General features: G+C 47.0%; 29 protein-coding genes and 1 CRISPR repeat array. Of the genes, 12 read left to right on the top strand and 17 right to left on the bottom strand.

Annotation, left to right across the window (positions count from 1 at the left end):
* Positions 1-58: 58 nt before the first annotated feature.
* A CRISPR array of direct repeats spans positions 59-1,488; the repeat unit is 37 nt; unit sequence GTTTCAATCCCTGGAAGGGATTCAGGCTCTTTGGAAC.
* Positions 1,489-1,739: 251 nt separating this feature from the next.
* From cas2 to cas3, 13 genes are all read right to left on the bottom strand, one after another.
* Positions 1,740-2,012, bottom strand: a complete 273-nt coding sequence (gene cas2, locus BRW63_RS09840) for a CRISPR-associated endonuclease Cas2 (RefSeq protein WP_073070723.1) — start codon at positions 2,010-2,012, stop codon at positions 1,740-1,742.
* Between the two features lie 28 nt (positions 2,013-2,040).
* On the bottom strand, positions 2,041-3,045 hold the full coding sequence (cas1d, locus tag BRW63_RS09835) for a type I-D CRISPR-associated endonuclease Cas1d (protein ID WP_073070722.1): 1,005 nt from the start codon (positions 3,043-3,045) through the stop codon (positions 2,041-2,043).
* Positions 3,046-3,069: 24 nt separating this feature from the next.
* The gene (gene cas4, locus BRW63_RS09830; RefSeq protein WP_073070721.1) at positions 3,070-3,660 is read right to left on the bottom strand and encodes a CRISPR-associated protein Cas4; all 591 of its coding nucleotides are present in this window, start codon (positions 3,658-3,660) and stop codon (positions 3,070-3,072) included.
* On the bottom strand, positions 3,647-4,465 hold the full coding sequence (cas6, locus tag BRW63_RS09825; protein WP_073070720.1) for a CRISPR-associated endoribonuclease Cas6: 819 nt from the start codon (positions 4,463-4,465) through the stop codon (positions 3,647-3,649). Before cas6 ends, cas4 begins: the two co-directional genes overlap by 14 nt.
* A 2-nt stretch (positions 4,466-4,467) precedes the next feature.
* Complete coding sequence (cas5d, locus tag BRW63_RS09820; RefSeq protein WP_073070719.1) at positions 4,468-5,166, bottom strand: type I-D CRISPR-associated protein Cas5/Csc1; 699 nt, start codon at positions 5,164-5,166, stop codon at positions 4,468-4,470.
* Between the two features lie 5 nt (positions 5,167-5,171).
* Positions 5,172-6,182, bottom strand: coding sequence for a type I-D CRISPR-associated protein Cas7/Csc2 (gene cas7d / locus BRW63_RS09815; protein WP_073070718.1), 1,011 nt, complete (start codon positions 6,180-6,182; stop codon positions 5,172-5,174).
* Positions 6,183-6,200: 18 nt separating this feature from the next.
* Positions 6,201-9,542, bottom strand: coding sequence for a type I-D CRISPR-associated protein Cas10d/Csc3 (gene cas10d, locus BRW63_RS09810; protein ID WP_073070717.1), 3,342 nt, complete (start codon positions 9,540-9,542; stop codon positions 6,201-6,203).
* Between the two features lie 34 nt (positions 9,543-9,576).
* Complete coding sequence (hepT, locus tag BRW63_RS09805) at positions 9,577-9,954, bottom strand: type VII toxin-antitoxin system HepT family RNase toxin (protein ID WP_073070950.1); 378 nt, start codon at positions 9,952-9,954, stop codon at positions 9,577-9,579.
* 20 nt (positions 9,955-9,974) lie between these two features.
* Positions 9,975-10,421, bottom strand: a complete 447-nt coding sequence (gene mntA, locus BRW63_RS09800; protein WP_083582816.1) for a type VII toxin-antitoxin system MntA family adenylyltransferase antitoxin — start codon at positions 10,419-10,421, stop codon at positions 9,975-9,977.
* A gap of 37 nt (positions 10,422-10,458) precedes the next feature.
* Entirely contained in the window at positions 10,459-10,812 is a 354-nt protein-coding gene (locus tag BRW63_RS09795; protein ID WP_181314374.1) for a DUF5615 family PIN-like protein, read from the bottom strand.
* Positions 10,813-10,814: 2 nt separating this feature from the next.
* Positions 10,815-11,063 (bottom strand): DUF433 domain-containing protein, encoded by a 249-nt coding sequence (locus BRW63_RS09790; protein WP_223257341.1) that lies wholly within the window; start codon positions 11,061-11,063, stop codon positions 10,815-10,817.
* A 247-nt stretch (positions 11,064-11,310) separates the two neighbouring features.
* Positions 11,311-11,508: a hypothetical protein gene (locus tag BRW63_RS09785; protein ID WP_073070715.1), complete on the bottom strand. Its 198-nt coding sequence runs from the start codon at positions 11,506-11,508 to the stop codon at positions 11,311-11,313.
* A gap of 268 nt (positions 11,509-11,776) precedes the next feature.
* Positions 11,777-13,963 carry a type I-D CRISPR-associated helicase Cas3' gene (gene cas3 / locus BRW63_RS09780; RefSeq protein ID WP_073070714.1) on the bottom strand — a complete coding sequence of 729 codons (2,187 nt, stop codon included), beginning with the start codon at positions 13,961-13,963 and terminating at the stop codon, positions 11,777-11,779.
* 97 nt (positions 13,964-14,060) lie between these two features.
* On the opposite strand from cas3, the gene BRW63_RS09775 reads away from it, so the two are divergent.
* Entirely contained in the window at positions 14,061-14,921 is an 861-nt protein-coding gene (locus tag BRW63_RS09775; RefSeq protein WP_073070713.1) for a helix-turn-helix transcriptional regulator, read from the top strand.
* 107 nt (positions 14,922-15,028) lie between these two features.
* Here the strand turns inward: BRW63_RS09775 and BRW63_RS30150 are convergent, their stop codons facing one another.
* Positions 15,029-15,298, bottom strand: a complete 270-nt coding sequence (locus BRW63_RS30150) for a hypothetical protein (protein ID WP_425320462.1) — start codon at positions 15,296-15,298, stop codon at positions 15,029-15,031.
* An 11-nt stretch (positions 15,299-15,309) separates the two neighbouring features.
* Here BRW63_RS30150 and BRW63_RS09765 point away from each other — a divergent pair, with 11 nt between their 5' ends.
* Together BRW63_RS09765 and BRW63_RS29515 are read left to right on the top strand one after the other, a co-directional pair.
* Positions 15,310-15,573 carry an ABC transporter permease family protein gene (locus tag BRW63_RS09765; protein WP_219898453.1) on the top strand — a complete coding sequence of 88 codons (264 nt, stop codon included), beginning with the start codon at positions 15,310-15,312 and terminating at the stop codon, positions 15,571-15,573.
* Positions 15,574-15,597: 24 nt separating this feature from the next.
* Positions 15,598-15,726, top strand: coding sequence for a hypothetical protein (locus BRW63_RS29515; protein ID WP_262983531.1), 129 nt, complete (start codon positions 15,598-15,600; stop codon positions 15,724-15,726).
* Positions 15,727-15,778: 52 nt separating this feature from the next.
* Here BRW63_RS29515 and BRW63_RS09760 read toward each other — a convergent pair whose 3' ends face one another.
* Positions 15,779-16,087: a hypothetical protein gene (locus tag BRW63_RS09760; protein ID WP_073070712.1), complete on the bottom strand. Its 309-nt coding sequence runs from the start codon at positions 16,085-16,087 to the stop codon at positions 15,779-15,781.
* A gap of 36 nt (positions 16,088-16,123) precedes the next feature.
* Positions 16,124-16,804 (bottom strand): glutathione S-transferase family protein, encoded by a 681-nt coding sequence (locus tag BRW63_RS09755; RefSeq protein ID WP_073070711.1) that lies wholly within the window; start codon positions 16,802-16,804, stop codon positions 16,124-16,126.
* A gap of 307 nt (positions 16,805-17,111) precedes the next feature.
* Between BRW63_RS09755 and BRW63_RS09750 the strand changes: the two genes are divergently transcribed.
* The 4 genes from BRW63_RS09750 to BRW63_RS09735 all read left to right on the top strand — a co-directional run bounded on the left by BRW63_RS09750 (position 17,112) and on the right by BRW63_RS09735 (position 20,008).
* On the top strand, positions 17,112-17,402 hold the full coding sequence (locus BRW63_RS09750) for a Mo-dependent nitrogenase C-terminal domain-containing protein (protein WP_073070710.1): 291 nt from the start codon (positions 17,112-17,114) through the stop codon (positions 17,400-17,402).
* Positions 17,403-17,493: 91 nt separating this feature from the next.
* Complete coding sequence (locus tag BRW63_RS09745) at positions 17,494-18,531, top strand: threo-3-hydroxy-L-aspartate ammonia-lyase (RefSeq protein WP_073070709.1); 1,038 nt, start codon at positions 17,494-17,496, stop codon at positions 18,529-18,531.
* A gap of 239 nt (positions 18,532-18,770) precedes the next feature.
* A complete protein-coding gene (locus BRW63_RS09740) occupies positions 18,771-19,544 on the top strand; it encodes a hypothetical protein (protein WP_073070708.1) in 774 nt (257 codons plus the stop codon).
* Entirely contained in the window at positions 19,544-20,008 is a 465-nt protein-coding gene (locus tag BRW63_RS09735; RefSeq protein WP_073070707.1) for a type II toxin-antitoxin system VapC family toxin, read from the top strand. The genes BRW63_RS09740 and BRW63_RS09735 overlap by 1 nt, the downstream gene beginning before the upstream one ends.
* A gap of 337 nt (positions 20,009-20,345) precedes the next feature.
* Here BRW63_RS09735 and BRW63_RS09730 read toward each other — a convergent pair whose 3' ends face one another.
* On the bottom strand, positions 20,346-20,624 hold the full coding sequence (locus BRW63_RS09730) for a hypothetical protein (protein WP_106253977.1): 279 nt from the start codon (positions 20,622-20,624) through the stop codon (positions 20,346-20,348).
* Between the two features lie 506 nt (positions 20,625-21,130).
* Here BRW63_RS09730 and BRW63_RS09725 point away from each other — a divergent pair.
* The 5 genes from BRW63_RS09725 to BRW63_RS29510 all read left to right on the top strand — a co-directional run bounded on the left by BRW63_RS09725 (position 21,131) and on the right by BRW63_RS29510 (position 26,181).
* Positions 21,131-23,107: a glycoside hydrolase family 2 protein gene (locus tag BRW63_RS09725; RefSeq protein WP_073070705.1), complete on the top strand. Its 1,977-nt coding sequence runs from the start codon at positions 21,131-21,133 to the stop codon at positions 23,105-23,107.
* Positions 23,019-24,107, top strand: a complete 1,089-nt coding sequence (galT, locus tag BRW63_RS09720; RefSeq protein WP_073070704.1) for a galactose-1-phosphate uridylyltransferase — start codon at positions 23,019-23,021, stop codon at positions 24,105-24,107. The genes BRW63_RS09725 and galT overlap by 89 nt, the downstream gene beginning before the upstream one ends.
* A gap of 506 nt (positions 24,108-24,613) precedes the next feature.
* Positions 24,614-25,495, top strand: coding sequence for an aminoglycoside phosphotransferase family protein (locus BRW63_RS09715; protein WP_073070703.1), 882 nt, complete (start codon positions 24,614-24,616; stop codon positions 25,493-25,495).
* Between the two features lie 77 nt (positions 25,496-25,572).
* Positions 25,573-25,788, top strand: a complete 216-nt coding sequence (locus tag BRW63_RS09710) for a hypothetical protein (RefSeq protein ID WP_073070702.1) — start codon at positions 25,573-25,575, stop codon at positions 25,786-25,788.
* Between the two features lie 177 nt (positions 25,789-25,965).
* Positions 25,966-26,181 carry a hypothetical protein gene (locus BRW63_RS29510; protein ID WP_244913187.1) on the top strand — a complete coding sequence of 72 codons (216 nt, stop codon included), beginning with the start codon at positions 25,966-25,968 and terminating at the stop codon, positions 26,179-26,181.
* The last annotated feature ends 89 nt before the right edge of the window (positions 26,182-26,270 follow it).

Below are 26,270 nucleotides of genomic sequence, written 5' to 3'. Positions count from 1 at the left end.
AAGGGATTCAGGCTCTTTGGAACGACAGCGATGCTGAGATTTTAATTAAGATCACTCAGTTTCAATCCCTGGAAGGGATTCAGGCTCTTTGGAACAAACGAGCGATAACGCCCTACTCCCTTGAATCGCGGCTTGCCTGTTTCAATCCCTGGAAGGGATTCAGGCTCTTTGGAACCTTCGACGGTGAGATCCATGCCCGATCGCGCGTTTAAGTTTCAATCCCTGGAAGGGATTCAGGCTCTTTGGAACCTTGAATAGCCAAGCCAATTGGCAAACTCAAGACTAGTTTCAATCCCTGGAAGGGATTCAGGCTCTTTGGAACCGATCGCGGCGCTGGTGGCTACATCGCTATCGCTGTTTCAATCCCTGGAAGGGATTCAGGCTCTTTGGAACGCTACTCGCACTGAACTTGAGAAACTACAGCAGGAAATTGTTTCAATCCCTGGAAGGGATTCAGGCTCTTTGGAACCTCTAGCTCTAAAAGCCAAGAGCGATCTACCGACGTTTCAATCCCTGGAAGGGATTCAGGCTCTTTGGAACGCAGGTCAATGATTTTTTCAAATCGTCACCGCTTACGCCGTTTCAATCCCTGGAAGGGATTCAGGCTCTTTGGAACCAGCCACAACGACCCAAATCAAGGTGAACTTTAACGTTTCAATCCCTGGAAGGGATTCAGGCTCTTTGGAACACAAGAAAAAATTGATTCGTGTCCTCTCTGTTTTTCGTTTCAATCCCTGGAAGGGATTCAGGCTCTTTGGAACTCTCGCCAGTCCCCTCTCGCTGTTTTCCTTGGCTCGGTTTCAATCCCTGGAAGGGATTCAGGCTCTTTGGAACGGACTGTCGCTACCACGTTCAAGAATCCCCGCGTCTTTAGTTTCAATCCCTGGAAGGGATTCAGGCTCTTTGGAACCTCCATCTTGGGCGTGTACTCAATAATCATGTGGTTTCAATCCCTGGAAGGGATTCAGGCTCTTTGGAACCGAGCAAAAAAGAAGCGATCGCTCTGATTTATTCTGTTTCAATCCCTGGAAGGGATTCAGGCTCTTTGGAACATCAGAAGATCGCAAGAGTGCATCAGCGCATTTCGGTTTCAATCCCTGGAAGGGATTCAGGCTCTTTGGAACGATCGGGATCATTGTGGATGATGCGTTTAGCTCAGAAGTTTCAATCCCTGGAAGGGATTCAGGCTCTTTGGAACCTCTGCGAACTACTTTCATTGCACTCGCTTGGATGTGGCTTTAGTTTCAATCCCTGGAAGGGATTCAGGCTCTTTGGAACCTCTTCCCAATCAGATAAAATGCTTCGCATTTATGTTTCAATCCCTGGAAGGGATTCAGGCTCTTTGGAACCTCGTCTTGCCTTCAAGATGGCAAACCGTGTCATGTTTCAATCCCTGGAAGGGATTCAGGCTCTTTGGAACGTTGTTTGGCTAACTTGCGTTGCAGCCTCCTGTTTCAATCCCTGGAAGGGATTCAGGCTCTTTGGAACCGCGGGAGGCTGTAACCCTGATTAAATTTAGTTTTCCAGGTGCAGTTGCGCGAACCATTGAAATTATACCATCGTAAACTCTGACGTGCGAACAAACTAACACCAACCCTTTGATCGAAACCTATATCTACACTGCACTTGAGAGACTGCGCGGATCGACTCACCACCACAAAACCTATCTAACCTTTACACAGCAGGCACCTCAGCCCCAAAAATAGCCTACCTGCCCTCAACACCTACCCCTCCGCGCATCAAACAAAGAAAATCGACTCATCACGCACCTGCACCCCACCAATCCGCTCGACCTTCGCCTGACAACAAGCGCAGAGAAAATAGAATCGCACACTATCTTGCTCAGGCTTAATCATCTTACTCAACCTAGCTCTTAGCTTCGCATACTCAACATCTGTTAGGTTGCACTCAAACAAACTAAACTGCATCCACTGTCCATAAGACTTCAAAGCCTTGTGAATCTTCGTGCGGCGCTTATCTTCTGGAATATCGTAAGCAATCAGAACGTGCATGATCTGGGTTCATAAATAGAGCAACCAACTACTTGAGAATGAGCGGCGGATATTGCTCTGTCTCACCCATCAGATATTTCCCCAGCAATCGCGCTTGAATTTCAAACGCTTCCTGATAACTACACTTTCGCCCCATCACCGGATGCTTAAACTCCGACTGCTTCTTCTGCTCATAGGCCCGTAGAAACGATCGCCGCCCCTCATCTGACAGCGACACCGCCCCACTCAATGGCTCGGTTGTAAAATCGTCTGGCGTTAAGACTCGGCGATTGATCACCGACAACACCATCGCATCCACCACGATCGGGCGAAACTCCTCCATCAAATCGAGTGCCAGCGACGGTCGCCCATAGCGTTCGACGTGCAAATATCCCAGATAAGGATCAAAGCCCACAATATTCACCGCACTCTGCACATCGTTTGCCAGCAATGAATAGCCAAAACTCAGCAGCGCATTCACAGGGTCGGTCGGGGGACGGCGATTTCTAGTCTCAAAACAAAACTCTTTCACCCGAATCAGTTGAGCAAAACTGCCAAAATAAGCCGCACTCCCGGCTCCTTCCAATCCTCGTAGAGAATCGATTTTTTCGGTATTGTTGATTGGCGCGATCGTTTGTTCTAGCCGAGCGATCGCCGCTTGCAAATTCAACTCCACAGTTTCTCGTTGAGCGCGCAGCAAAGTATTGCGATAGTTCTTTAGCTTGCCCCGAATAAATCCTCGCACCACATGCACCGCTTGCGCCGATTCTCCACTCGCTTTCCACTGAGCCGATCGCACAAAAATATTCTTCGTCAACGGCGGCTCCAATCGCCCCAGATAGCGACCCGTGCCCGTCAAAAAACTGAGTGGGATTTTGCGCTCCAACAGTTCGATCATCGCTGCTGGAGAAATGGTAGCTCGACCCAACACCACCACACCATCGACTTTGATCATCGGCACATCTAGCAGCGTTTTCTTTTGCGCCTTCACCTGCAATCGCTCATCTGTTTTACCAATGAACGCATCATCTTGAGTAATGTAGACTGTTCCCATTATTTTAAGTTGTATTTAGATAACCTATGCTTCCTGATATCGATTCACTTTAACGACTGCTTTCGGTAAACATTGCCGTTGCAAACTACATCCCTCACAGCGTTTTGTGTAAATAGCAGCAGGCATTGCTCCAGTGATTAAAAGAGTTCTGACTAATTGGATTGTCTCGATCGTCGCCGCCCTCAACTCTGCTGAAATCTCTACTAATTGCCGCTGATGAGACTGAGCATAGTAGATATAGCCTTGGGTGACAGGCTTTCCGGTCATATCTTCTAAACACAATGCTTGGGCACAGACTTGCAGTTCATCATTGTCAAATTCACCGCGATGGCTGCGCTTATATTCGATCGGAACCCACTGCCCATTTGTCTCTTCAACCAGATCAGCTTTACCGATTAATCCATAGCGATCGGACTTCAACCAAATCGCCCTCACTTGCCAAACCTCCTCGCGGTGCCCGTCGCCCAAGGTATGAACTCGCTCGTGCAGATGAGTGCCCTCGATCGTATATTGGTTTTCAGCAAACTCACCCGCGCAAAACATCCGCCAACAGCGATGAGGACAATAGCTATATTGGTTGAGAGCTGCGATCGTCACATACTCAATGTTTTCCACGTACCCTCCTAATCATGCCCATGCCCATTGGGGTTTTGCGTCCAATCCCGCTATAGAGTGCAAAATCTGCCAGCGTATTGATTTGCTTAATTACGGTTGGATCAGCGTCTCCTAGAATGCGAAAGTTAATCGCTCCCACACATCCAATAAACTTGCTGCGGCTGTCAGCTACAATCTCAGTGCGAATATCAAAGAAACTAGGAAAAATACACTCTACCAACGATTCAGGAAACATCAAGCCACTGTGCTGATTCCAACGCCGCAACAAACTGTTAAACACTAAATCTCTGGTTGGTAAAGCAGAGTCAAACTGCATCTGTCGAAAAGCAGTTGGGGTGCAAAACGCAAAATCAAGCTGACGATCGTTCTCCGATGCCTGCTCATAGAGTTGGGCATAGGTCGCAAAATTTGCCCAAGGCTGCGTACTTTGTGGCGTTCCTAAAATGCTAGTAATCGATAGGTCTGCGGAACCTAGATGCCAGGGCTGACTAGGGTTGAGATTTAGCCAAAGCTGAGTCAGCCGTGAGAACAAACGATCGTCTAAGAGCGAAATTCTCCACCAGCAGGGCGTTCCGGCAGCGATCGCTTGTGGATGTTCCCATTGCAGATGTCCTCGCTGAGAGCGGGTTTGCAAAGGACTGAGGGTAAACGCTTTGTCAGTGGTCTGGGCATGGAGATGATTGCCCAGTTCTTGATCCACCGAACTGACCAACGTCAGAAATAGGGCATGGAGATGTTTGCCTGTGAGATAACCAGATGAAATGGGCGATCGCGGAACAAGGTTAAGAACTAAACTATGCGGCATTGCTATTTAAATCGATAGTGCATCTGAGCCGGAATTTTAAGCTTACTTTCCTCGAAACTGTAGTATTTCCCTTGAATCCGAACATTGCGGATTAAGCTCACTGGAGGCATATTCACGGTGTCGTAGCTGAGAACTTGATGGGTAAACATCACATCCAGCGGGTTGAGTGGATAAGGAAAGGTGAAATCGCCCTGCGATCGCTTTGGTAGCAACTCCTCCACCCTCACTTCTGCCTTACTCATCCATTTACCCAACCGAATCCATTTAGGAAGTGTGAGCGGTTTGTCAGACAGAATGAAACACTCAAACTGACTCTCAGGCGCAATCTCCTTGGCTCTGCCAAAACTCGGAATGTTCTTCTGAGTTTTTTCCATCTCAACGTGGTAGTTATTGTTGGCATACTTCCAAGTGTTGAGAACAGCAGCGTGATTGAGCGATCGGGCAGGCGTGACATAGATTCCCTGCTGGTTGAGCGGCGTTAAATGCTCTGCATATTTAGGAATTTGCTCTGGGCAGAAGTAGCGATAGGAATGCTCTTCGGCAACTGTTGTCGAGTAGCGATCACTATCGACTAAACCCAGTGCATAACAAAGGGCATAGTTGTGCAAAATGGGTTCGGTTTCATAGAGTCGCCCGATTTCACGAGTCGCGTAGTAGAGATTATCGTGAAGCTCGATCGTGCAGCGATAAATCGACACCATTCAAATCACCCCGCTTTTGCTGCTGTTTTTTTCTTGCTGATGTGCTTGCTGGCGTAGGCTTTTGCTTCTTTGTCTGCCTGTTGCAGAATTTTTTGAATGCCTGCTTCGCTGCCTGTGAGTGACTTCACTTCATCCAACAAAGGTGTGAACAAGTCACCGATTAGATCAGTGTGAACGATGAATTCTTCAGCGAGTAAGTGGGTAATTGCTGCATTGGCTGCGGTCATTACATCATCCTCATCGAGTGGGTCGGGCGAGTGGAGTGTTCCGGCAGCACTCATACGATCGAAGATGGCTTGAGTCCAGCGCAGGTTACTAATGATCTCACCATCTGCAAACACAACGCCAACTATCTCGTTGCGAACTCGTCCCGTTCGAGTCGTCTGAGCGCCATAGTGACGAGTTCTCAAAATGTTGTTAAACACATAGAGGAAGCTTGCTTCAGTTGGATCTTTTAAGGTAACAATGCTCGGAAAAAATACCTGAGGACGAATATGGTCTTGTTGATTAATGCGACTGGTGACTTCTCCCGGCTTAGACCCTGCTTCGCCCTTGGATGCCATTGTGCCATTTTCGTAGGGCGCATTCAGCGTAAACGTTTCGTGCGACTGATCAAATGGGGTAATCGAAAATGCAGTGTCAACCACTACTTTAGATTTTTCGGAACCAGAGTCGCCGATCGCAAAACCGTAGATGATGCAGTCTGGATTGTCCATGCCAAACTCGACGTTATATTCGCACTCTTTAGGTTCGACCAACCCATAGGTTCGCAGCAGTTCTCGACCGACTAATCGTTCGGGTGTAGACTGCTTGCGTTTAAACATTGAGAGACGGCTGACTGGCGTTTTATCGATAATTCCGGCTCTGACTCGGGCTTTGTTGAGTTCCCCGTCTGTTTGAAAGAGCGGGTAAGATTCGGTGACGCGAATCGTCAAAAAGTGAACATATTTTCCCATTGGCTTGTAGGGGATTTCGGTGTGAAAAAACTTTGCGTCGATCGCTTTTAGCAATGCCATGATGAACTCTCCCAATAATTAGTTTTCAGTTTCAGATTCTTCAATCACTTCGCCTTTTGCCTTAAGGTCGCGATTGTCGTTGTCTTGCTCTAAGCGATAAAGCAATTCGCAAGTGTCACGAATCAGATTGAGTTGTCTGCCGGATAATCGAGCGCGATCGCCTGCGAATGCTTGCTCAAATACGTCCTCCACAAAATAGCGGGCAAACTCTAAAATTGCTTGGCGTTCTGCTTCGCGATCTCTGATTTGGGTAAACCCTTCAGCCCGTGAATTGCGAACGCGATCCATCAGCTTGAAGATTTCAGCCGCAACAACCATGACTAAAACTTCACCCTGAAAGACGCTAGTGTCGGCTTTGAGCAATACCTCAGCCGCAACGTCGATCGGCTTGAGTACAGCATTTGCTTTGGGGTTGTAGCGTTGCTTCGCTCGATAGAACTTGCGATAAAGTTCCGTCAGTTTTTGAGGATGATTCAAAGGAGATTCTCCATTCACAATGAGCATTTCTTGATTGGCATCAAATTTGACATAGGGGTCAAAACAGGGGTAGAAGTGGTGGGTATAGAGCCTGATTTTCTGGGGGCTAGGTGTGTCACTCGATTGCTTTTTCGCCCATTTAACGAGGTAAGAAAAAACATATAGCGGACTCGTATCTAAGTCTTTCGCTAACTCCGTCAGTCTGCCCCAGTTTGCATCGTAGCCACCTTTTCCCTGTTTGGCATTCACATCTAAATGAATGGCATAGGCAGCCGTCAATGTGTTCAACGGAGCCGATCGCTGAACGCCATCCGCCGTTTTCCAACCTTCTAAAATGTGATCGAGTCGAAACCGATCGTTGCCCAGCAACATCCGAAAGGCTTGTGGCGCACTGTCGAGAAACACGCTTTCTTCAAACTCTGCCCCATCGTTAAAGGGCGGAATTGGCGATTCTGAAACCACGGTTTTGACATCCAAAATCATCGGGAACGCCAACGCTAACCACGCAGGCATCACCCAAGATTCGGTATCGGTGGGGTCTTTGCCCGGTGGCAGTGCCATGAAATAGAACGTCAAAGGTTTGTCATCGGGGTAAGCCAGTTTGAAGGTGCGATCGCGCTTGAATTCTGGATCGGTTTCATCTAGATTCTTTTTGCGATCCAGGTCTTCATCAATTAAGAATGCATCAACAGTCTGATAGCGATCGCGCTCAAAATTAGCATCGAGATCTTTGCTGATGAAGTGGTTACGAATGCTCGTATCAAAACGAGTTTGAGCAATGCCACTATAGGCTTTCTGCAAAAATCGATTTGTCTCAGGGGTAAAGTAGTAGGTCGGATAGAAGTAGAGATAGCGATATTTCCCATCTTCAAAGCGTTTGCCCACTGTTTGAGTTTGATTCATTAAGATTTGCCGTAGCATCATCTCAATGCCAGAAATGCTAGAGATATTGCGTTTTGCATTGGAACCGCCTAGCGTTTGCTTGTTTGTATACACTTGCGGCGTAAATAGCACTGCTGATTCCATTTGTTCTGTGACGGTGTAAGCCGAGTGAGAGATCGAGCAAATTAGTTGCCGTCCGCGTCCTGATTTTTTAGCATTGTTGTAGTTAGAAAGTTCTTTGAGAAAGATATCAGCGTGTTTAGCGATCGATTGTTCTAGCGTTGCGCTAGGGAGCATGATGACGCGATCGCACCATTCACGCAAATCATTCCAGCCATCCGGCAATTGATAGGCATCTGCGATCGGACGTGTGAATGCTGCAATTTGAGTAATCACCTTCTCGCAAGTCTTACGGACACTTTCAATCCCTGGATGATGTTCCAGATACTTTGCTGCCAAGTAATACCATTCGTAAGGAACACCGCCCGTATTGCCTTTTAGTTTGAGTTCTCTGAGCGATTCGTTGATTCGCTCGATCGCCCGAATCTGCGGCAGATATTCAGATAAGTTCCAAAATTCTGCAACCTTTTGTACTAAGTCGATCGCAACAGGGGCAGGCAGCTTTTTGTTCTGTTTACGAGCCGTTTCAATTTTTGCTAACCGTTCTCCCCAAATTTTCCGACTGATCACATCTCCAAATTCGGCAATTTGGTCAATCCGAATATCGTCGCTAAATTTGAAGTCAAAATCGGCGGGCAAGACGTTTTGCTGTTGAAATTTAACTAAGTTCTCGCTGCGGCTGGTTGCGACTGAAGGTTTGCCGACTCTGAGAATTCGCAATGTCGCATCTAGTGCCACTTGCATCAAACCTGGATCGTCAAAAAACAGGTTGTAATAATCCGCATATTTCATGCCTTTGCCATCTCTGCCAAACCCGGTTTGTCGTTGGCGGAGTTGTCCAGAACACAAAGCTTTGATGCTGACAACTACGCGATCGCTCAAGCCCGATCGTTCAACTTTTGGCGCATCTTTCTGAGCAATGTAAATCACACCCGTCGGCAAATAAAGCAATGGCTCATAGTAAGTGCGATCGGCTGTATTCAAACTTGTGTGAGCCTCTACCAGTGCATTGTTCAACACATTAGTCAAAACGCCACGATTTTCAGAAATGCTGTGATAAGTGAAATGGAGTTGACCATCGCTAAGATTGTGCAACAGATCATTTAAGCGGGTGTTGTCAGCATCGTAGGGATGCTTAACGATCGACGCTAATGAGTCGGCAAGACACGTCAGATCAGACAAGCTTCTCAAGACGCGATCTTTAAGAGTTGGGTTAAGTCCAAATTCTGAGAAGTTCCAGTTTGTATCCCATCGCCGTTGAGCGTTGTATGCCATACACAGCAAATCATCGACATACGCTTTATAGGTAGTTAGATCACTGGAGTCAATAAAGCGATCGAGTCCTAGCTGACGCACTTTTTGATCAATGATTTGTCGATGCGCGTCTAAAGGCAGTTTGCGGCAGTCGTCAGGGGCATCGGGAAACTTCTCAAAATCGTGCAGAATAAACCCAGCAATTACTAATCTCCGCTCACGATCGCGCACGACTCGTTTGATGGTGGTGTCTAACTTTGCTAATCGCCGCTCGATTAGGTTGGCAGGAAATAAACCATTCAACAAATGGGTATTGAGTGATTGATCTGCTGCATTATCTCGCCTAACTTTGGCTTTGCCTGCGGCTTCATTTTTGCGATCGAGTTCGTCGAAAAACTTGCCGCCCTTTGCCGTGACCCCGATCGCGACTCGCAACAAATTTGGCAACACATACTCCGCAAAGTCTTGCATCACCGCATCATCTGGGTTTTGCGATTGGATGGCTTCTCGTAATAGTTTGAGGGTCAGGAGTTCGCGTTGAGTTGAAGAGAGGGTGCGATCGCTGTCCTCATCAAAGCCAAAATCCCCCTCTAGAAAGTCAAATTCGTCATTCGTTAGATTCGCCATAGTCAATTTCCAAAGAGTCAATATACTGTGTGATTTATCTTGCGTAGGTTGGATAGATTTCTAAAGTTTCTCGAATCGTGGAGAACACTTCATTTGGATTAATGTCCTCATAAAGGTGAACTAAAACATTGCGAAATTTTCCAAATTCTGAAAGAACCAACCCAAGTTCTGGAGTCAACAAGCCATACTGTCCCGCAGCTAAAAAGACTTCTGCATTTTCTTTGGGGTTAACCTTACGAATTCGCTTGAGTAAATATCGATTGATGTCGAGCGATGCTTGAATGATGAGTTCTAGGCTTCTCTCAACGGCAAGCTGCATCTGATAGTTATTGAGATAGTCCTCTAAAGTGACATTCTCAAAATGCTTGAGTGCGTTTAGATTTTTCACCAAACTCTTTAGTTTGCGATTCATTGAAATGGGGTTAATACTGCTCATACACCCCACTTTTGTAGTTCTAGTTCTAGTTCTTCTCGCTCTTCCTGATAAATTTTTTTGAGTTCAGCCGTAGTTTTTAGTGATGTTTGACGAAATGATTCAAACTCTCCAGCAGTCTTTTCATAAATAACCTTACCTTCAGAAGCAATCGTGTGCGCCAGCAAGTCTGAAGCGTTTTTCAGATCAATCCAATCCATCTCATCATCTCCCAAATCGAGAAGTTGCTGAAGTACACTCCAAGATCGGTAGCAATTCCAACCGCCTCCCGGTTCATACTGCTGGCGGAGTTCTTCATCGAACAGCAAGGCAAAATCCCAATCGCTGGATGGGAAATGATCCCCTCTTGCTCTAGAACCAAAAAGAACCAATAGTTTCAGATAAGGGACTTGTTCCAGAATTTGTGGGATAGCTGATTGGATATCGGCGATCGATTGCAGTGACACTTTGTTGTTCTCCTCTCGATGTCAAGAGCGGGATTGATCAGTTTTCAGGAGGGCGAATTCTTACTCTACCCAATTCAGCAGTCACGATCGCACCTGCCCTTAGCTCATCTCCATAGCGAGATAAGATCTGTAAGCAGACTTGAGATTGTTGGCTCGTCATCAAATTCACAAGCCGCAGAATTCCAGCATGAGGAAAGCCACGAACAATCGCCATCTCGCCAAAATCTTTGTCTAGGGTGATGAGGATGCGCTCTTCACGATAAGCGATCGCTAAGATTTCCTCATCACCCGGATCAGCGTCCCATTCACCGACCCAAACTACGTCGTAGTCAGAGCTAGTCAGTGTGCTGCGAACTCCGTGCCAGACACAAGAATCAAGCAGTAGCTTCATCCTTAAGGCTCCAGAACAAGGGTTTCAATGCGCTCATGGCTAACTAGACGACGGGCGTAGATCAGACAGGCTTGAATATCTTCCCGCTCCAACCAAGGATAAGCTGCTAACAGCGTTTCCAAGGTATCTCCAGCGGCAAGCATTCCCAAAATGTGTTCAACGGCAAGACGGCGACCTCTAACAATCGGTTTACCTCCAAAAATCTTAGGGTTAACGGTAATGCGCTCTAAGAGCCTTTGTTCGTTCATCATGAAGGAGTAGCTCCAGTAGTAAACTACCGAAAACTAGCATTCACACATTGCTTTTTACTGGGAACTTAACCAGCCAGCCGCTAACTGAACAAATGGCAGTTGCGTATGGGAGTCGAGATTACCTATGTTTGGACTTAATGCCGCAAGCTAAAAAGAGAACCTTGTTAAAACTTTAAGCAAATAATATCCAGTTGCATGTGTGAAGCAAGTTCCTTGCACCCCTCAAGATGGACACTTCTAGAATAGACTAGCCATAGATCGTTGCTTTGCTGGAAAGCTGATAAGCAAAATCATGGTGTGATAAAGGGATCGTTTCGATGCGATATCCTTCCTCTCTTAAACTGTGAATGACAGCACTAAAGCGATGGGTGACATCGACTAGCTCTTTAGCAGAGTGCGGCTGACCATCTGCGAGGAGCTTTCGGATTTGCTCTTTCTTACTCATGGTGTTATCTCCTTTATCAAAGAATTACGACAGCTTGAATGTAACATTTGGAATTTCAGGAATCAAGGGGTCGCTTAAGTTTAGACTTATTTGACCGTACATGCATCAGACAGTGGCAGCGCGTGGTAGCTTTGAGAAGCGGAGCCTCCTGTTTGTAAAGCTTCAGGAAAACAAAATCCCTTTTAGGAATTGAAATAAATACGTCTGTACTTATTGGCGTAAGCTACCTCTCCGCCCAATCCACCTGAATCCCTTACAGGGATCGAAACTAGGCGAAATATGGATCGCCTCCTTTACTTTTGAACTGATACGCCAACGTATCTAGCAGTAGCGCACTCTGCCCAAATGCGATCGAGTAGGGTGCTACTGCATCATGGAAGCTGTAGTTGTCGCTAATCGGGTAAATCTGAAAGTGCATCGGCAATCGCAGCCTCTGCCTTACCTCGCTTATTGGACGATGCAAAACATAGCTGACCAATGCCCGATCGCGCAATTTGCGATTAATCTCCCCAGCCCAGCGGTTATCGGGTTGCCAAATTTCAACGCCTTTCAACACCTGCACCTTCCAGCCATCTGCGATCGTCTCTAAGCTACCCGAAACGTGAAATTTCCAGTTCAGCCGCTCTTCTCGGTAGGCTTTGAGTTTCATGAAGGCGAGACAGTGGGCGAATTTACCTTTGGGAATGGGTTGTCCAGTGCGTTTGGCGGTGTCATCAAGCGATCGCAAGAAAGCCTCTTTTGTCCACAGTTCAATCTCTAAATTTCCTAAAATTCCTGGCAGATCATAGGTCTTGTAGCGGTCTGCCTCGTGCAGTTCTGTCTCGTCGTACAGACCACACTGCAACGGGCTAGAACCCCGAAAGCTACAGGCATCTTCGGCGATCGGGTTCCCTGTTTTCTGCCCCGAAAGCTGCTGCCAGTCTTTTGCCCAACCGCTCACTCGTCCCGCAACTCTCGATAAACTTGTCTCAAAAACCGTCTCACACGCGGTCTGAAACTGCTCTCGACTGCCAGCATATTGTTGCCGAATCGTTTGATGATTTAAGTCCATATATAGCTTGAAGGACTGTACCGCACCCCACTGTTTGTAGTAGCCTCGGAAGTCATTGATTTGACGATATTTCTCGTTAATGACAGTGTTGAAAGAGAGACGATCGCGGCTTTCTCCATCGACTAAAGGCGGCTCTTCGCTCAAGAACAACCGCTCAACTAAAAAGTTTGGCACCAATGCATAAGCCGTAAATTGATCAAACTCGAAAGTTTGTCCGTTACGCTCATAGCCGTCGTGTCGTCCCAGTCGCCCTAGACGTTGAATAAAGTTTCCCGCGTCTGACGATTCAAAAATTAGAAAGTTGATTTTGAAATCGACCCCAACGTCGATCGTGCTAGTTCCTAAAACCAGATCAGCCATTAGCGATCGCTCTCGCTCACTTTTGCCTGACAGTCCTGTATTTTCACTCACGACTAAACCTTGAGAATGCAGCAGCGCCTGAAAAAATGGCGTTAGTCGCTTGACGGCTGCAATAGAATTGAGAATGATTGCACCTTTACTGTGAGGATGCTGCTGAAATTGTTGGAGAATCAGATTTGCATTGTCTTTAAGCCAAGATTCGGATGCTTTGGCAACAGGTTCTAATGAGACAAAATTAAGGGCGATCGCTCTCGCAACTTGCCGCCAGTTTTGAGTCTTGAGCTGCTGTTGTTGCTCTAATGTTTCTGGAAACTGATATTTGTTTTGCTCGATCGGGCTAACAGTCCGGCAGCGAAATCCAGCTTTTTCTAGTCGCCCCATCAACTGGATGTCTGGCGTTGCTGATAAGAATAGAAATTTTTTGCGGCGATTGGTCGATCGGATCAGCAACATTGTATTGATCACACTCGCAACTTGCGGAGCGGCATAAACGTGAAATTCATCAAAAATAAACAAGTCAAAGTCTTTGTCGATGCGTCCCCAAAGCTTGTCAGGACTATCGCCTTTGTTGCCTTTGATGATGTATGCGCCCCGGTGTAAAAAGTGAAAAATATCTGGGTTTGTGAGCAATATTTCTGATTGACTGGTTCGCGTCGCGATCGCTGCCCCTTTACTGATGTCCTCATTTTCGGCGTAGGTTTCTAACTCTGCCCCACTCAAGCGCGTTACTCGTGGATTATTCGGCGGTTGAAAGTCTGCAATATACTGACGAGTTTGCGTTTCCTGGTCGCGGGCAAGCTCGTTTGTGGGGTAAAGCGCGATCGCGTTGCACTCTCCCTGAAACACTTCTAAAAATGCGGCGAGACTCTTACCATCTCCCGTCATAGCGCTGTTAAACACTACATCAACCGCCGCGTCACGCAAGGCTTCTAGCGTTGCAGCCTGATGCCAGGAAAGCACCCAACCCTCCGGCAAATTTACCCCTTGTGGAGTCTGAACAGTCTGAGAATAAACAGGCTTTAGCGGAGTCGTGTAGACGATCATCGGGTTTGAGTGTACGTGACGGGTTGCAATAAGACTATGATGACAGGCATAATAAGGATTGTCCAGTACAAAGTGGACGTACACTTTTGGGGTTCTTATGGGTCGTCGAGGACAGTCCGTTACACTGTCAATTTCAGAACAGGATAAGGCGCAGCTAGAGCAGATTGCTCAAGAACAAGGGATGATGTGGGGCGATCGTCCCAATATCTCTCGTTTAGTCGAAGCGATCGCGCGCCGCGAACTGCTGATCGGTCGTAACAATGACTGGTCAGACGTACGCATTCGAGAATTGAACCAAGCGATTCGAGTGCTACATGACACAGGATATACACAAATCGCCGAGACGATCGCTCATCTCTTACTTGAACGCGGTGAACTGTCTGACCCATTGCGAAGGGACATTGTTCACTATTTAGAAACTCCATTAATTCCTTGGCGACAAGAGATCGATCGCTACATTCTGCAACAGCAGCCTTTCCAACTTTCTTACCGAGATGCTGCCGATCGTCCTTGGGTGTTCACCATTCGTTACGCCAAAATCACACCTCACGAACAGCGCCAATATCTAGACTGTTGGTGTGAGCAAACAGCAGGTAATCAGGATATTCCAGAACTGGCGCATAATTGGTGTTTGAGGCTCGATCGCATTCCAGAAGCAGTAATCATCCCGATCGAGGGTGAATGGCACCCCAACTTAGATGCTGTTGAAGTAGAAATAAATTTCTATCGAAGGTTGGCATTTGCCTACCAAGCTAAACCAGAAGATATCTCCAATGAATGGTTGGCTAATACCTCAGAAGTGCGGCGAGTTTTGCGGCGAGTGACTTCTACGTTCTGGTTTTTTCGAGAGGTTTTTCGATATGGCGAAGATTGCGAGGTGATTGCTCCGAGTGCGTTGCGCGATCGCATTTGGCAGAAAGTGCAAGCTTTGACAGACCTCTATAATGCTCCGATTTAATCCAAATGTTGTACAAAAAGTGTAGGGGCATGGCATGCCGTGCCCCGTCGGATTAAACAATCAGTCGCAATTGCTTCCGAAATTGGTATTAGTACGATCGGGTAGTTTCAGTCATTCAAGAAAGTCCAGTTCTCAGCCGGATAAAGTCTAACTTGTTTGTAAGGACTCAGCCGCGATCGGAGTCCATTCGTATGAAAGCTGCCGGGTTTATCTAACCGCTCGTAGGTATGTGCGCCAAAATAATCGCGCTGTGCTTGAGTGAGATTTTGGGGAGCGCGATCGACGAGTTGAATGGTTACAGTTAGCGGTTGTTCTTGTGAGTCTTTGCAGCGTTCTAGCGGTAATTCATCAAACGAGTAATCTGGGTAATGCTGCATTACCCACCATTTTGACGGGAGCCACTTTAGCGATCGCCCAGGCGGCTGGCGAAACGGCACCGCTCATTTTCACCACGCTGTTTTCACAGTTTTGGTCAAGAGGATTGTTCGACCCGACCCCAACGCTTGCCGTTCTGATTTACAACTTTGCAACTGTTCCATTTCAGAATCAGCAAGACATTGCTTGGGCAGCGTCTCTGGTTTTGGTGCTGTTTGTCTTGGCGACTAGCATTCTCGCTCACTGGGCGGCGCGCAAAAGTCTTTATAACCACTAACTTTGAACTTGGGATCAATATATTATGGTTTCTCAAAATCAGACCGATCGCCAGAAAAATAAATCTCAACAGCCTCAGCAAAATGATCAAGCCGAAGCCGTTTTGCGAACCGAAAATCTTAAAGTTCTCTACGTGAGCGGACATTTTGGTTAGTAGTAGCAGACTAGTAGGGGTAGTGCCCCCGTGCCTACCCCTGACGGAGAACTTACTTGAGCGGAATAAACGGAAAGAATGTTTTAATAAATCTTCTTAGACGCAAAAGTCCGATCGTTTTCCTCACTTTGGGTGAAAGTTGAGGCTGAACGGGTTGACCTTGTTGAATTTCAGATTGCAATTCAGCATATTCAGCAGCCGTTAGGGGTTTACCATCAATCGGCGATCGAGCGTCAGTGATAATTTCCGATCGCAACACCTCTTCAGGCGGGTCATCAGCCGGAGGAAGCGAAAGGGCAACCAACGGGTAGAAGGGCGAAGAGAGCAAGAGAAGGCTGAGAACTTGCACCGATTTCGTCATAGACAGCCCTGAGTTGCGACTTCTCTACTATACCGTTCAGTCTTGCTCCAATCCTGGTGGAAACGGCTCTCTACAAGTTTGATGGACTTCGATCAGGCGATCGAATAACCACGAATAATTCTTCCGATAGCTCGGAATTCGCGCAAGTGGACTGAGTAACGCTGCCGCCGCAATGTCTGCCACACTCAAGCGATCGCCTACTAAATAAGACTGATCTTGCCAGCGCCATCTCAATGCCTCTAAGCCAGTAGCTAACCGTTTTTCTGCTAGCTCAACACTAGCGAGATTGATGCGATATTGCCGCTTTACCGCTTGGATCACCATCTGACTCATCAGCGATGGATCGAGTGATTTGCCCTCCCCAGATCGAAACTGATAATAGACAAATCGAGACGCAATGCCGAGACTTTCATCGAGCCAATCTTCCAGCATCCAGGCAGACGATCGCGCTTCTAAATCAGTCGGAACGAGTGGAGGATCAGGACAATAGCTTTCTAGAAAGTGAAAAATTTGAGTCGAGTCAGCGATCGCCACAGGTTGCCCTTCAATCTGCGGCAGCAACACAGGCAGCGTGGTTAATCCTCCCGTGAGCGGCTTGATTTTGAGAGTGTGCAGTCCGGGAGTTAGATTTTCGACTTGATAAGAAATTTGCTTATAGCCCAGTGCTAATCGAGCTTTGCGACAATAGTGAGACGTGCTGAATTGCAGAAGCAGCATAGGATGAAAACGCTAACGTGTGACTTTCCCGAAACGCTATTTTAAACGATATCAATTTGATTGGTGAATGCGACAGATCCGCATCAGGGCAAGGCACGACATGTCCATACAAAAAGCGTAGGGGCATGGCATGCCGTGCCTCGTCGGAATGAACAATCAGTCGCAATTGCTTCCGAAATTGGGTTTTCAAATTCGAGCGATCGGCGATCGAGCAGTTTTTTTGCATAACTTCTCAAGTTCAGCAGTATAGATCAACAGAGGTCAACAACCCCTAGATGTTCTATCACTACCCCTGGAGAAATCGACCATGTTGCGCTCTATTGACAACCCATTCATCGCTAGTCTACTACAGCCAATCTCTCACAGACTGGAAGCAATCGAGATTCACAATGCTGAAATGGCCCGCTTCTTTTGCCGAATCATTCCATCGCAATGCCCCTTTGAGCGAGATGTTCGATGGTTTGGTCGGACGCTGTTTCACATTCCACCCCTGTGTAAGTTAAATCCTTTTTATCAGCAGTTAATGGAACTGCGATTTAAAGCGCTTTGCTATCTCGCTGATCAGTGTGGAGAAGATATTGCCATCTACTGTCAGTAAAGAAGCGCGTTATCCTTTTTTACGGCACCGTCACCGACGCAAGAATTTCGCTAAGGTCATAGAGATATTTGCGATCGCTTGCCCTGATTTTATGACTGATCAACTCTCTTCTGATTTGTCCTTCCCGACTTATGCTGACATCGAAGCCGCTGCAAAACGGTTGTCAGGCAAGGCCCACCGCACGCCAGTTTTGACCTCCACCACGGTCAACCAGCGCACCAAAAGTCAGGTTTTCTTTAAATGCGAAAACTTCCAGCGCACGGGTTCTTTTAAGTTTCGGGGAGCCTTTAACGCCCTTTCGCAACTGTCTACTGATCAAAAAAAGCGAGGGGTTGTGGCATTTTCTTCGGGCAATCACGCTCAAGCATTGGCCCGATCGGGCCAGCTTCTCAATATCCCGGTGACGATCGTTATGCCCAACGATGCCCCGGCGGTTAAACAAGCTGCGACCCGTGAGTATGGGGCAGAAATTATCTTCTACGATCGTGCCACCCAAAAGCGCGAGGAAGTTACCCAACAAATTGCCGAGCAGCGATCGTTGACGCTAATTCCTCCCTTTGACTATGCGCCTGTGATTGCCGGACAAGGCACCACCGCTAAAGAACTGATCGAAGAAGTGGGGCCGTTAGATCTTCTACTCGTTTGCTGCGGAGGCGGCGGATTGTTGTCGGGATGCGCGATCGCGACCGATACCTTAGCTCCAAACTGTCAAATTGTGGGCGTGGAGCCAAAACGGGCAGACGACGCGATGCGATCGTTTTATAGCAAAACCTTGCAAGTAGTAGAAGATCCGCAGACGATCGCCGATGGTGCCCGGACGAGATCGCTCGGTCAACTCACCTTTCCGCTGATTTTGAACTATGTGGATGATATGGTAACGGTTTCTGATGCGGCTCTCTCGCGGACAATGTTCTTCTTATGGGAACGTCTCAAGATTGTCGTAGAACCTACTGGAGCGTTAGCGGCAGCGGCGTTGCTAGAAGGCATTATCTCTTTGCCCAATGCTCGAATTGGTGTGATCATCAGTGGCGGCAACGTAGACCTTAAAGAAGCCAGTAAGCTATTTGCTAAAACTGCCTCTAAACAAAAGACAAGCCATCGCCTGCCTCTCGCGCAAGAACTTAGCTAGGTAGCAAATGCTGAATCTAGGAGAATTGTCGCGATCTAGAGTTTCATGCACACTTTGTAGTGCTTCAAGAACTTGAGATACCGCCTTGGCGCTCGGATAGCATTGCAGATTTTGTTAATCCAACAGCTTGCGAAGCTAAGCTAGAAAAAAGCTTAGGGTGCAAACGTACTATGGAAAAATGTCTGTGATATATTTGTGGTGGGTAGTTGTATCCTCTTAATCAGTGAGAGGGGGTTATCTTGGCACTCAACTCAAAGGGACAGCACGGAGGAACCGATGTCACCATCACAATTACGGTTGATGGCGACGGGATTTCCATTGAGGATTTTTCAGATGTTCAGCGTTGTTTCTCCATAATTTTAGAAGAAATCGACAAGGAAGCTTTTGAATCTGCCAAGCGATCTGTCAGATGGAATATATCAAGTGTTAGTACCGGAAGTGTAAATCTGACTTTTTCTGGTGTTCCAATTAGTTCAAACATTGATTTAAAATCGGTGAGTAACCTAGTTGAAAGTGTTCAATCAGGAATTTCAGTTCTGGCTGAGAAGGCTCAACGCCCTCGTTTTTTCTCTGACCGTGCGTTGAAGCAGCTTGAATCTTTAGCCAAAAAGCTGGACCACGGAATGCAAGTGCTAAAGCTTGGAAGTGAAACTCATGTGGTTAGTATCACCAAGGATATTGCGAGAAATGTAGATGAGATTATAGGGCCAAGATTTGAAAGTTATGGCTCGATTGAAGGATGTCTTGACGGAGCCAACATCCACAAAGATCCATACTTCCATATCTACACTGCTTTGAATGATCGATTGATCAAGTGCAACGTTGATAAAAAGATGACACAAAGGATGCTAGATTGCCTGGGTCAGCGAGTTTATATATATGGCTTAATTCAATCTAGAAATGATGGAGAGCGCGTGAGTATCTTGGTTCAAGAGATTGAAGTTCTTCCAAGTGAAGATGAGTTGCCTACCATTCAAGAAATGATTGGTATTCTTGCAGAGGACAATAATTAATGGCAATTCCTCTGCACTACTGGGATTCTTGCACGTTTCTTGGTTACTTAAAGGCTGAAGCAGATAAAGTTGATGGCTGTGTGTCAGTTTTGAAACATGCCGAGAAGGGTAGCGTTAAGATTGTTACATCATCGCTTTCACTTGTAGAAGTAATTAAGCTCAAGAAGAGAGAACCTATTTCTAGAGAGGACGAAGAAAAGATCAGAAGATTCTTTATGCACAAATGGATTGTTCTTCAAGATGTAGATCGCAAGATTTCTGAATTGGCAAGAGAGCTTGTTTGGGAACATGTACTACGACCCTACGATGCAGTACATGTAGCGACTGCAATTAGAGCCAAAGTAAATCACATAGATACTTTTGACGACGACCTAATCAAACTCTCTGAGAAGTTAGGAGAACCAAAGATTACTATGGGTAAACCCTTTCTCTCTACACAAACAGAGCTAGAATTTCCATCTTAAGTAATTCGTTTTATAGTTCGCTGATAAATCCTGTTTAGCCTGAATACACCTAACAAATCCATTGTCTTGTAAGATTTCTACTGGGGTCATTAACTGTGTTTGGAACTTGGTAATACACCTTGCCCGCTTGCTAGAAATTTTCTTCTGAGATTCGATTCACTGTCTTGATGTTTACAATCTCTTGAAAAATCACGCAATACTTAAGTTAAATCACTCTCAGACTAGTTTTAATCAACAGCATTAGCTATCTGCCAACGCTACAGGTAACGGTTGAAGCGATGCTGTCGTTAGCAGACGTTCGCGAATCTGACGAGATCCCAAGCTATTTGCGCTTACATTAGCCCTCAACGGCAATCACAGACTCAATCAGAGCTTCGGCGCTGGTGCTATACTCGCGATCGTTAATCCATTCCAAGTCGAGCCATTCTTCAACGACTTCGAGCAGTGCTCTCACCGCAAAATCACGCTGAATCAGTTCAACGATCGCATTCCAAGCAGCGGTCGCAGTCGGGAAAAATCCCATTTCTACGCGATATCCGGCTGAGTGCCACCAAATGCCGACCCAGCCTGAGTTTTCTTGAGTCAGTTCGATGGATTGTCCAAGATAGTGCATCATAGGTCTGCTGATTGATTAACGAATAACATCAGAATAGGAAATCTAATTGACGTTGGCATCTGCTACAAGAAACGGAAATAGGTAAGGCCGTCTCACTCTCTGGTTACAATTTCAACTATACTTTCTGATTACGAATGGCAAAGTCGATCGGATTGCCAGGGGTGGATCACGGATCACCAATGAACGAGTAGAAATACTTAGGGCAGCCTTCTTAAAACAGGTAGACAAACCGCTAAATCTTTTTCAAAGCTGATCCCAATAAAACTTTTCTCTGCCTTTAGCATGATGCAGAAATTGAGCTAGGATCTAAGTAAGAAAGTTTTTTGACAACCTAGTCTTGAAATACTCAATGTCTAACAAGACGTTGAGACAAGTTTGGGTTGTGCCATATTTTTAAATGCCATATCGTAAACGTTCTTAACAGTCGTTTTTCGGGGCGATCGTCCATCCGTGGTGAAGTCATCATTAGGTTAAGCACTCCCTCTCAATCTTGAAGGTTCAAGTCGATGAGATTACTCGGTAGATGTCTAGAAAACGCTTGCCCTGCTGACATGGGTGAGCTTGCAATGGTTCGTCAACTCGAAATTTCCTACCCTCGCCCTCAGCTTCAGCGCGGCAACTGGCTCAATCTTAACGGTGACTGGAAGTTTGCCTACGACGATGACGGGCTGTGGAAGCAACCCAACCATGTCTCGGAATGGAACCGGACGATCGTCGTTCCTTTTGCACCAGAATCAAAGCGCAGTGGCATTCACGATACTGGGTTTCATACCAACTGCTGGTATGAGCGATCGTTTGACTTAGAGCCAAGTCAAGACTCTAATCGGGTGTTGCTGCACTTTGGAGCGGTCGATTATCGCGCTCGTGTTTGGGTCAATCATCAGTTTGTCGGCGAACATGAGGGTGGTCATACGCCGTTTAGCTTTGATATCACCTCAACGTTAAACCTAGAAGGCGAACAGATTGTCACCGTTTGGGCACACGATGACCCGCACGATTTGGCGAAGCCTAGAGGCAAACAAGACTGGCAGCTAGACGCACACAGCATTTGGTATCCGCGCACCAGTGGCATCTGGCAAACAGTTTGGGTCGAGTGTGTGCCCAAAACCTACATCAGCCGCCTCCGATGGACTCCTCACCTAGAGCGCTGGGAAATCGGGTTTGAAGGTTTTACATCGGGCGAGATGCTCGAAGAACTACAGCTCAAAGTGCGGCTGTCGATCGCAGGTCGTCTCTTAGTCAATGACCTCTATGAAGTGCTGAATGGAGAAGTGCATCGACGCATTGCCCTATCTGATCCGGGCATTGATGACTATCGCAACACATTGCTGTGGAGTCCTGAAAAGCCGACGCTGATTGATGCTCAGATTCAACTGTGGCACCAAGGCAGATTGTTGGATGAAGTGAAATCTTATACGGCAATGCGATCGGTGTCGATTCAGCGCGATCGCTTTATGCTCAACGGTCATCCTTATTATCTGCGGCTCATTCTCGATCAGGGCTATTGGCAAGACACGCTGATGACTCCGCCTTCTGATGAAGCGCTGCGGCTGGATATTGAGCTAACGAAGCGAATGGGCTTCAACGGTGTGCGGAAACACCAGAAGATTGAAGATCCTCGCTTTTTATATTGGGCAGACGCGATGGGGCTGCTCGTTTGGGAAGAAATGCCCAGTGCGTATCGGTTTACGCCCAAAGCCGTGCAGCGCATTACTCAAGAGTGGACAGAAGCGATCGAGCGCGATGTCAGCCATCCCTGCATTGTCGCTTGGGTGCCATTTAACGAATCGTGGGGTGTGCCTAATCTGACTGAGACGGCAGCTCATCGCCACTATGTTCAAGCCCTTTATTATCTGACGAAAACCCTCGACCCGACTCGCCCGGTGATCGGCAATGACGGCTGGGAGAGTGCCACGACCGATATTTTGGCAATCCACGATTATGACAATCAGCCGCAACGATTAGCTAAACGCTATGGGTCGGATGTGAAACTCTCGGATTTGTTCGATCGTCAGCGTCCCGGTGGACGAATTCTCACGCTTGATGGCTATCCGCATCAGGGGCAACCAATCATGCTCACCGAGTTTGGCGGCATTGCCTATGCGCGCCCCGATGCCACCGATGCCGATAAAGCTTGGGGTTATGTGCGATCGCACGACACCTCCGATCTGCAACATCGCTATTCGTCACTACTCGGTGCGGTGAATCGAGTTGAGATCTTTAGCGGCTTTTGCTATACGCAGTTAACCGACACCTTTCAGGAGGCAAACGGGTTGCTGTATGTCGATCGTACGCCCAAATTTTCGCTAGAAGCGATCGCGTCTGCAACTCTGGGCAGGGAATCGGACAACGAGGCTATACTAACAGCGCCCGGAACATGGTCAGAAGCCGAAAATGTACTCCCAGGAACTTCTCAAGCCGGATGGACGGAAACTCACCCTATACAGTCGGTGCCCCATTGTAGCGGACACCCTGGCTCCTAGCCCTGGCAGTGAACCGATTCAGGCAACGCCCCATTTACGATGGCACCCTCTGCGAGGTGAGTGGGTTGCCTATGCGAGTCATCGTCAAGGGCGCACATTTTTGCCGCCGCCTGAATACAATCCGCTTGCGCCGACCACCGATCCGAAGTTTCCGACGGAGTTGCCGCAAGGGAACTATGACATAGCAGTGTTTGATAATCGATTTCCGTCGATGACTTTGCAAGTGGAGACGGCTCCGATCGAGATTGTGGAGACTCTCCCGGCAAATGGAGCGTGTGAAGTAGTCGTCTTTACCCAAGATCCGCAAGCTTCTCTCGGCTCGTTAGATCTGAGTCACCTGGAGTTGTTGCTGCAAGTCTGGGGCGATCGCACACGCGCGCTCAGTCAACATTCTCAAATTCAATATGTATTGCCGTTCGAGAACAAGGGTATTGAAGTAGGTGTGACGCTCAATCATCCGCACGGACAAATTTATGCTTATCCGTTTGTGCCGCCTGTGCCTGCCAAAATGTTGGAGTGTCAGCGCTCGTATTATCAAACCCATCAGCGCGGACTGTTAGCCGATCTAATTCAGCGAGAAATTAAGGACGATCGGCGGATTCTATATCAAGATGAATTCGCGATCGCGTTTGTCCCAGTGTGCGCTCGTTATCCCTATGAGGTTTGGATTGCGACGATCCAATCTGTTGCAACTTTTTCAGATCTGACCTCTGAACAGCGATCGGGTTTGGCAAAAGCTTTAAAAACCGTGACGCTAAAATTTGATGGTTTGTGGAATCGTCCGTTTCCTTATTTGATGGCGTGGTTTCAGGCTCCGACTGACGGTGAGCCACATCCAGAATCTCATCTTCATGCCGAGTTTTATCCGCCTTATCGAACCAGCGATCGTTTAAAGTATTTGGCAGGCACCGAACTTGCAGCAGGTATGTTTGCCAATGATGCACTACCCGAAGACAAAGCAAAAGAATTGCAAGCAGTATTGGTAACGCTAGAAGAATAAGAATCTCTGAAGATTTAAGAATGGCTATTATAAGCTCGCGGCAATCAGAAATTGAATACAAGTGCCAATACTCGATTAATCCATACTTTCTAAGGGCACCGAGCCAAAACTCCAATCAGGATAACTGCCGACATTTAGGCATTATGTGGCAAGAAAACCGGATAAAACCTTAAGCTTGGGGAATTATCCAGCCTCTACACAGCAATAGTCCGGACAGTTTTTTGAACGGCTTCACAAGGCTTTCAGGGCTTACAGTTCCAGGATCGAGCTATTTTTTCAAAGTTAGCTCTACCCCTGACTTTGATAATAAGATCCTGTCCACGGTTGAATCAGGGTTTGAGGCTCAAAACCTGCTCAAATTTTGTCCGGAGTATTGACACAGCATAATTCTCCTATGAAGCGTATTATGCTAATTGGTAAGTTTTCAAACGGCAGAAATAAGAGTGAACTGGATTAAGTTACAACATACGGAGTGCCGTAATAAGCATTTTTAGGAGGTCATTTGTATGTTGGGAACTCCATCGGCTGAAGTTGAAATTGATGCCTTATTGGTATCACAGCTACTCACTGAACAGCACCCAGATCTGCAAAATCTGTCGATTCAGTTTGTTGATTCGGGTTGGGATAATGCGATGTTTCATTTGGGCGATCGCTTAGCAGTGCGGCTTCCCAGGCGAGCGATCGCAGCAAGACTCCTAGAAAAGGAACAACACTGGCTTCCACAACTTGCAAAGCAACTTCCAATAGCAGTTCCCGTGCCTCACAGAATTGGATTGCCGTCCCCGCTTTATCCTTGGCATTGGAGCATCATTCCTTGGCTCTCAGGACAAACCGCAGACGAAATTCGACTCAATATGAATCATGCCCGACAGTTTGCGCTGTTCTTGAAAGCTCTACACATTGCAGCACCTGACAATGCCCCGAAGAACCCATTTCGAGGCGTTCCCCTAATTCAGCGAGTCACCATGATGAATGAGCGGATGCAACGAGTAGAAGCACAGACAGCGGTGATCACACCAACTCTACGATCGCTTTGGCAACAAGCAGTTGATGCACCGATTGACCTAGAATCGACGTGGATACATGGCGACCTACATTCACGTAATATTTTGGTAGACAAAAGCGGCATTAAAGGGGTGATTGATTGGGGAGATTTGGCTGTGGGAGATAGAGCAACTGATCTCGCTGCATTCTGGTATTTGTTCCCTGAGCAGCATTTAAGGCAACCCGCTATCAAGGCTTATGGCGAAGTATCTGAGGCGACATTGGCCCGTGCCAAAGGTTGGGCAATTTTATTTGGCGTTGTTTTGCTCGATTCGGGATTAGTGGATCACTCACAATATGCAGCGATCGGGCAGAAGATTTTACAATGTGTTGATCAATCGTAAGCCAATGCTGATTTATTAGAAAGTCTCTAGAGCAACTAAAATAGAGAGGCAAACCAGACTTGACGGGAGTATTTTGTATGGTTTTATCAGAACTAATCTCGACATTGCGGGGGCTAAATCGTGCAGACAAACTCTATGTCATGCAAGTTCTAATCTCAGAATTAGCCCAACAAGAAACGGATCTAATCAGACCCGACCAGTCTTATCCAGTGTGGTCGCCTTGTGATGCGGTTGAAGCAGCAGATACGATGTTAAAAGTGCTACAAGCTGCTAAAACTCAAAACCATGCGTAATGCTGAACGATATCCTTTTGTCTCTGGTGATGTTGCATTAGGCGAAGCTAGTTTTCGCCCATACTTGCCCCTGACTCTGATTTATCAGCAAGCTTCTGTTAGAGCATCCGGTCTGTTAGACACTGGAGCAAGTGTAAATGTGCTTTCGTATTTGGTAGGGAATGAACTTGGATACGAATGGGAACGGCAAACAACAGCACTGATTTTGACAGGAAATTTGGCTCAGTACGAGGCGCGTGTTGTGATGTTCAAGCCATTGTTGGAGAGTTTGAGCCTCTACAGTTAGTATTTGCATGGACGCAAGCTACAAATGTGCCGCTCATTTTGGGACAAGTCAACTTCTTTATGGAGTTTGATGTTTGTTTCTACGGGTGCGACCTCTACTTGATTTAATCATTCAATCATGATATTACCTCAGTGATGCAACCAAGAGGGGTGAGTATGAGCGCTCAATTGTTAAGTCAGTCCGGGACACAAGTGAA

Origin of the sequence: Phormidesmis priestleyi ULC007 (assembly GCF_001895925.1) — a bacterium.
Lineage (GTDB): Bacteria > Cyanobacteriota > Cyanobacteriia > Leptolyngbyales > Leptolyngbyaceae > Phormidesmis_A > Phormidesmis_A priestleyi_A.
The sequence above is the reverse complement of the archived record's forward strand: the minus strand, read 5'-3'. Positions and strand labels throughout refer to the sequence as shown.

Bases quoted from the DNA above. Each gene is read 5' to 3' on its own strand.
- BRW63_RS29510 (WP_244913187.1), top strand. From the start codon at position 25,966: ATGGGAACGGCAAACAACAGCACTGATTTTGACAGGAAATTTGGCTCA.
- cas1d (WP_073070722.1), bottom strand. From the start codon at position 3,045: ATGGGAACAGTCTACATTACTCAAGATGATGCGTTCATTGGTAAAACA.
- cas3 (WP_073070714.1), bottom strand. From the start codon at position 13,963: ATGATCGTCTACACGACTCCGCTAAAGCCTGTTTATTCTCAGACTGTT.
- BRW63_RS09725 (WP_073070705.1), top strand. From the start codon at position 21,131: ATGAGATTACTCGGTAGATGTCTAGAAAACGCTTGCCCTGCTGACATG.
- BRW63_RS09760 (WP_073070712.1), bottom strand. From the start codon at position 16,087: ATGACGAAATCGGTGCAAGTTCTCAGCCTTCTCTTGCTCTCTTCGCCC.
- BRW63_RS09750 (WP_073070710.1), top strand. From the start codon at position 17,112: ATGTTGCGCTCTATTGACAACCCATTCATCGCTAGTCTACTACAGCCA.
- cas10d (WP_073070717.1), bottom strand. From the start codon at position 9,542: ATGGCGAATCTAACGAATGACGAATTTGACTTTCTAGAGGGGGATTTT.
- BRW63_RS09785 (WP_073070715.1), bottom strand. From the start codon at position 11,508: ATGAGTAAGAAAGAGCAAATCCGAAAGCTCCTCGCAGATGGTCAGCCG.
- BRW63_RS09710 (WP_073070702.1), top strand. From the start codon at position 25,573: ATGGTTTTATCAGAACTAATCTCGACATTGCGGGGGCTAAATCGTGCA.
- BRW63_RS09715 (WP_073070703.1), top strand. From the start codon at position 24,614: ATGTTGGGAACTCCATCGGCTGAAGTTGAAATTGATGCCTTATTGGTA.
- cas6 (WP_073070720.1), bottom strand. From the start codon at position 4,465: ATGCCGCATAGTTTAGTTCTTAACCTTGTTCCGCGATCGCCCATTTCA.
- BRW63_RS29515 (WP_262983531.1), top strand. From the start codon at position 15,598: ATGGTTTCTCAAAATCAGACCGATCGCCAGAAAAATAAATCTCAACAG.
- cas2 (WP_073070723.1), bottom strand. From the start codon at position 2,012: ATGCACGTTCTGATTGCTTACGATATTCCAGAAGATAAGCGCCGCACG.
- galT (WP_073070704.1), top strand. From the start codon at position 23,019: ATGTACTCCCAGGAACTTCTCAAGCCGGATGGACGGAAACTCACCCTA.
- BRW63_RS09775 (WP_073070713.1), top strand. From the start codon at position 14,061: ATGGGTCGTCGAGGACAGTCCGTTACACTGTCAATTTCAGAACAGGAT.
- BRW63_RS09795 (WP_181314374.1), bottom strand. From the start codon at position 10,812: ATGAAGCTACTGCTTGATTCTTGTGTCTGGCACGGAGTTCGCAGCACA.
- cas5d (WP_073070719.1), bottom strand. From the start codon at position 5,166: ATGGTGTCGATTTATCGCTGCACGATCGAGCTTCACGATAATCTCTAC.
- cas7d (WP_073070718.1), bottom strand. From the start codon at position 6,182: ATGGCATTGCTAAAAGCGATCGACGCAAAGTTTTTTCACACCGAAATC.
- BRW63_RS09735 (WP_073070707.1), top strand. From the start codon at position 19,544: ATGGCAATTCCTCTGCACTACTGGGATTCTTGCACGTTTCTTGGTTAC.
- BRW63_RS09755 (WP_073070711.1), bottom strand. From the start codon at position 16,804: ATGCTGCTTCTGCAATTCAGCACGTCTCACTATTGTCGCAAAGCTCGA.
- BRW63_RS09745 (WP_073070709.1), top strand. From the start codon at position 17,494: ATGACTGATCAACTCTCTTCTGATTTGTCCTTCCCGACTTATGCTGAC.
- BRW63_RS09790 (WP_223257341.1), bottom strand. From the start codon at position 11,063: ATGATGAACGAACAAAGGCTCTTAGAGCGCATTACCGTTAACCCTAAG.
- hepT (WP_073070950.1), bottom strand. From the start codon at position 9,954: ATGAATCGCAAACTAAAGAGTTTGGTGAAAAATCTAAACGCACTCAAG.
- BRW63_RS30150 (WP_425320462.1), bottom strand. From the start codon at position 15,298: ATGCAGCATTACCCAGATTACTCGTTTGATGAATTACCGCTAGAACGC.
- BRW63_RS09730 (WP_106253977.1), bottom strand. From the start codon at position 20,624: ATGATGCACTATCTTGGACAATCCATCGAACTGACTCAAGAAAACTCA.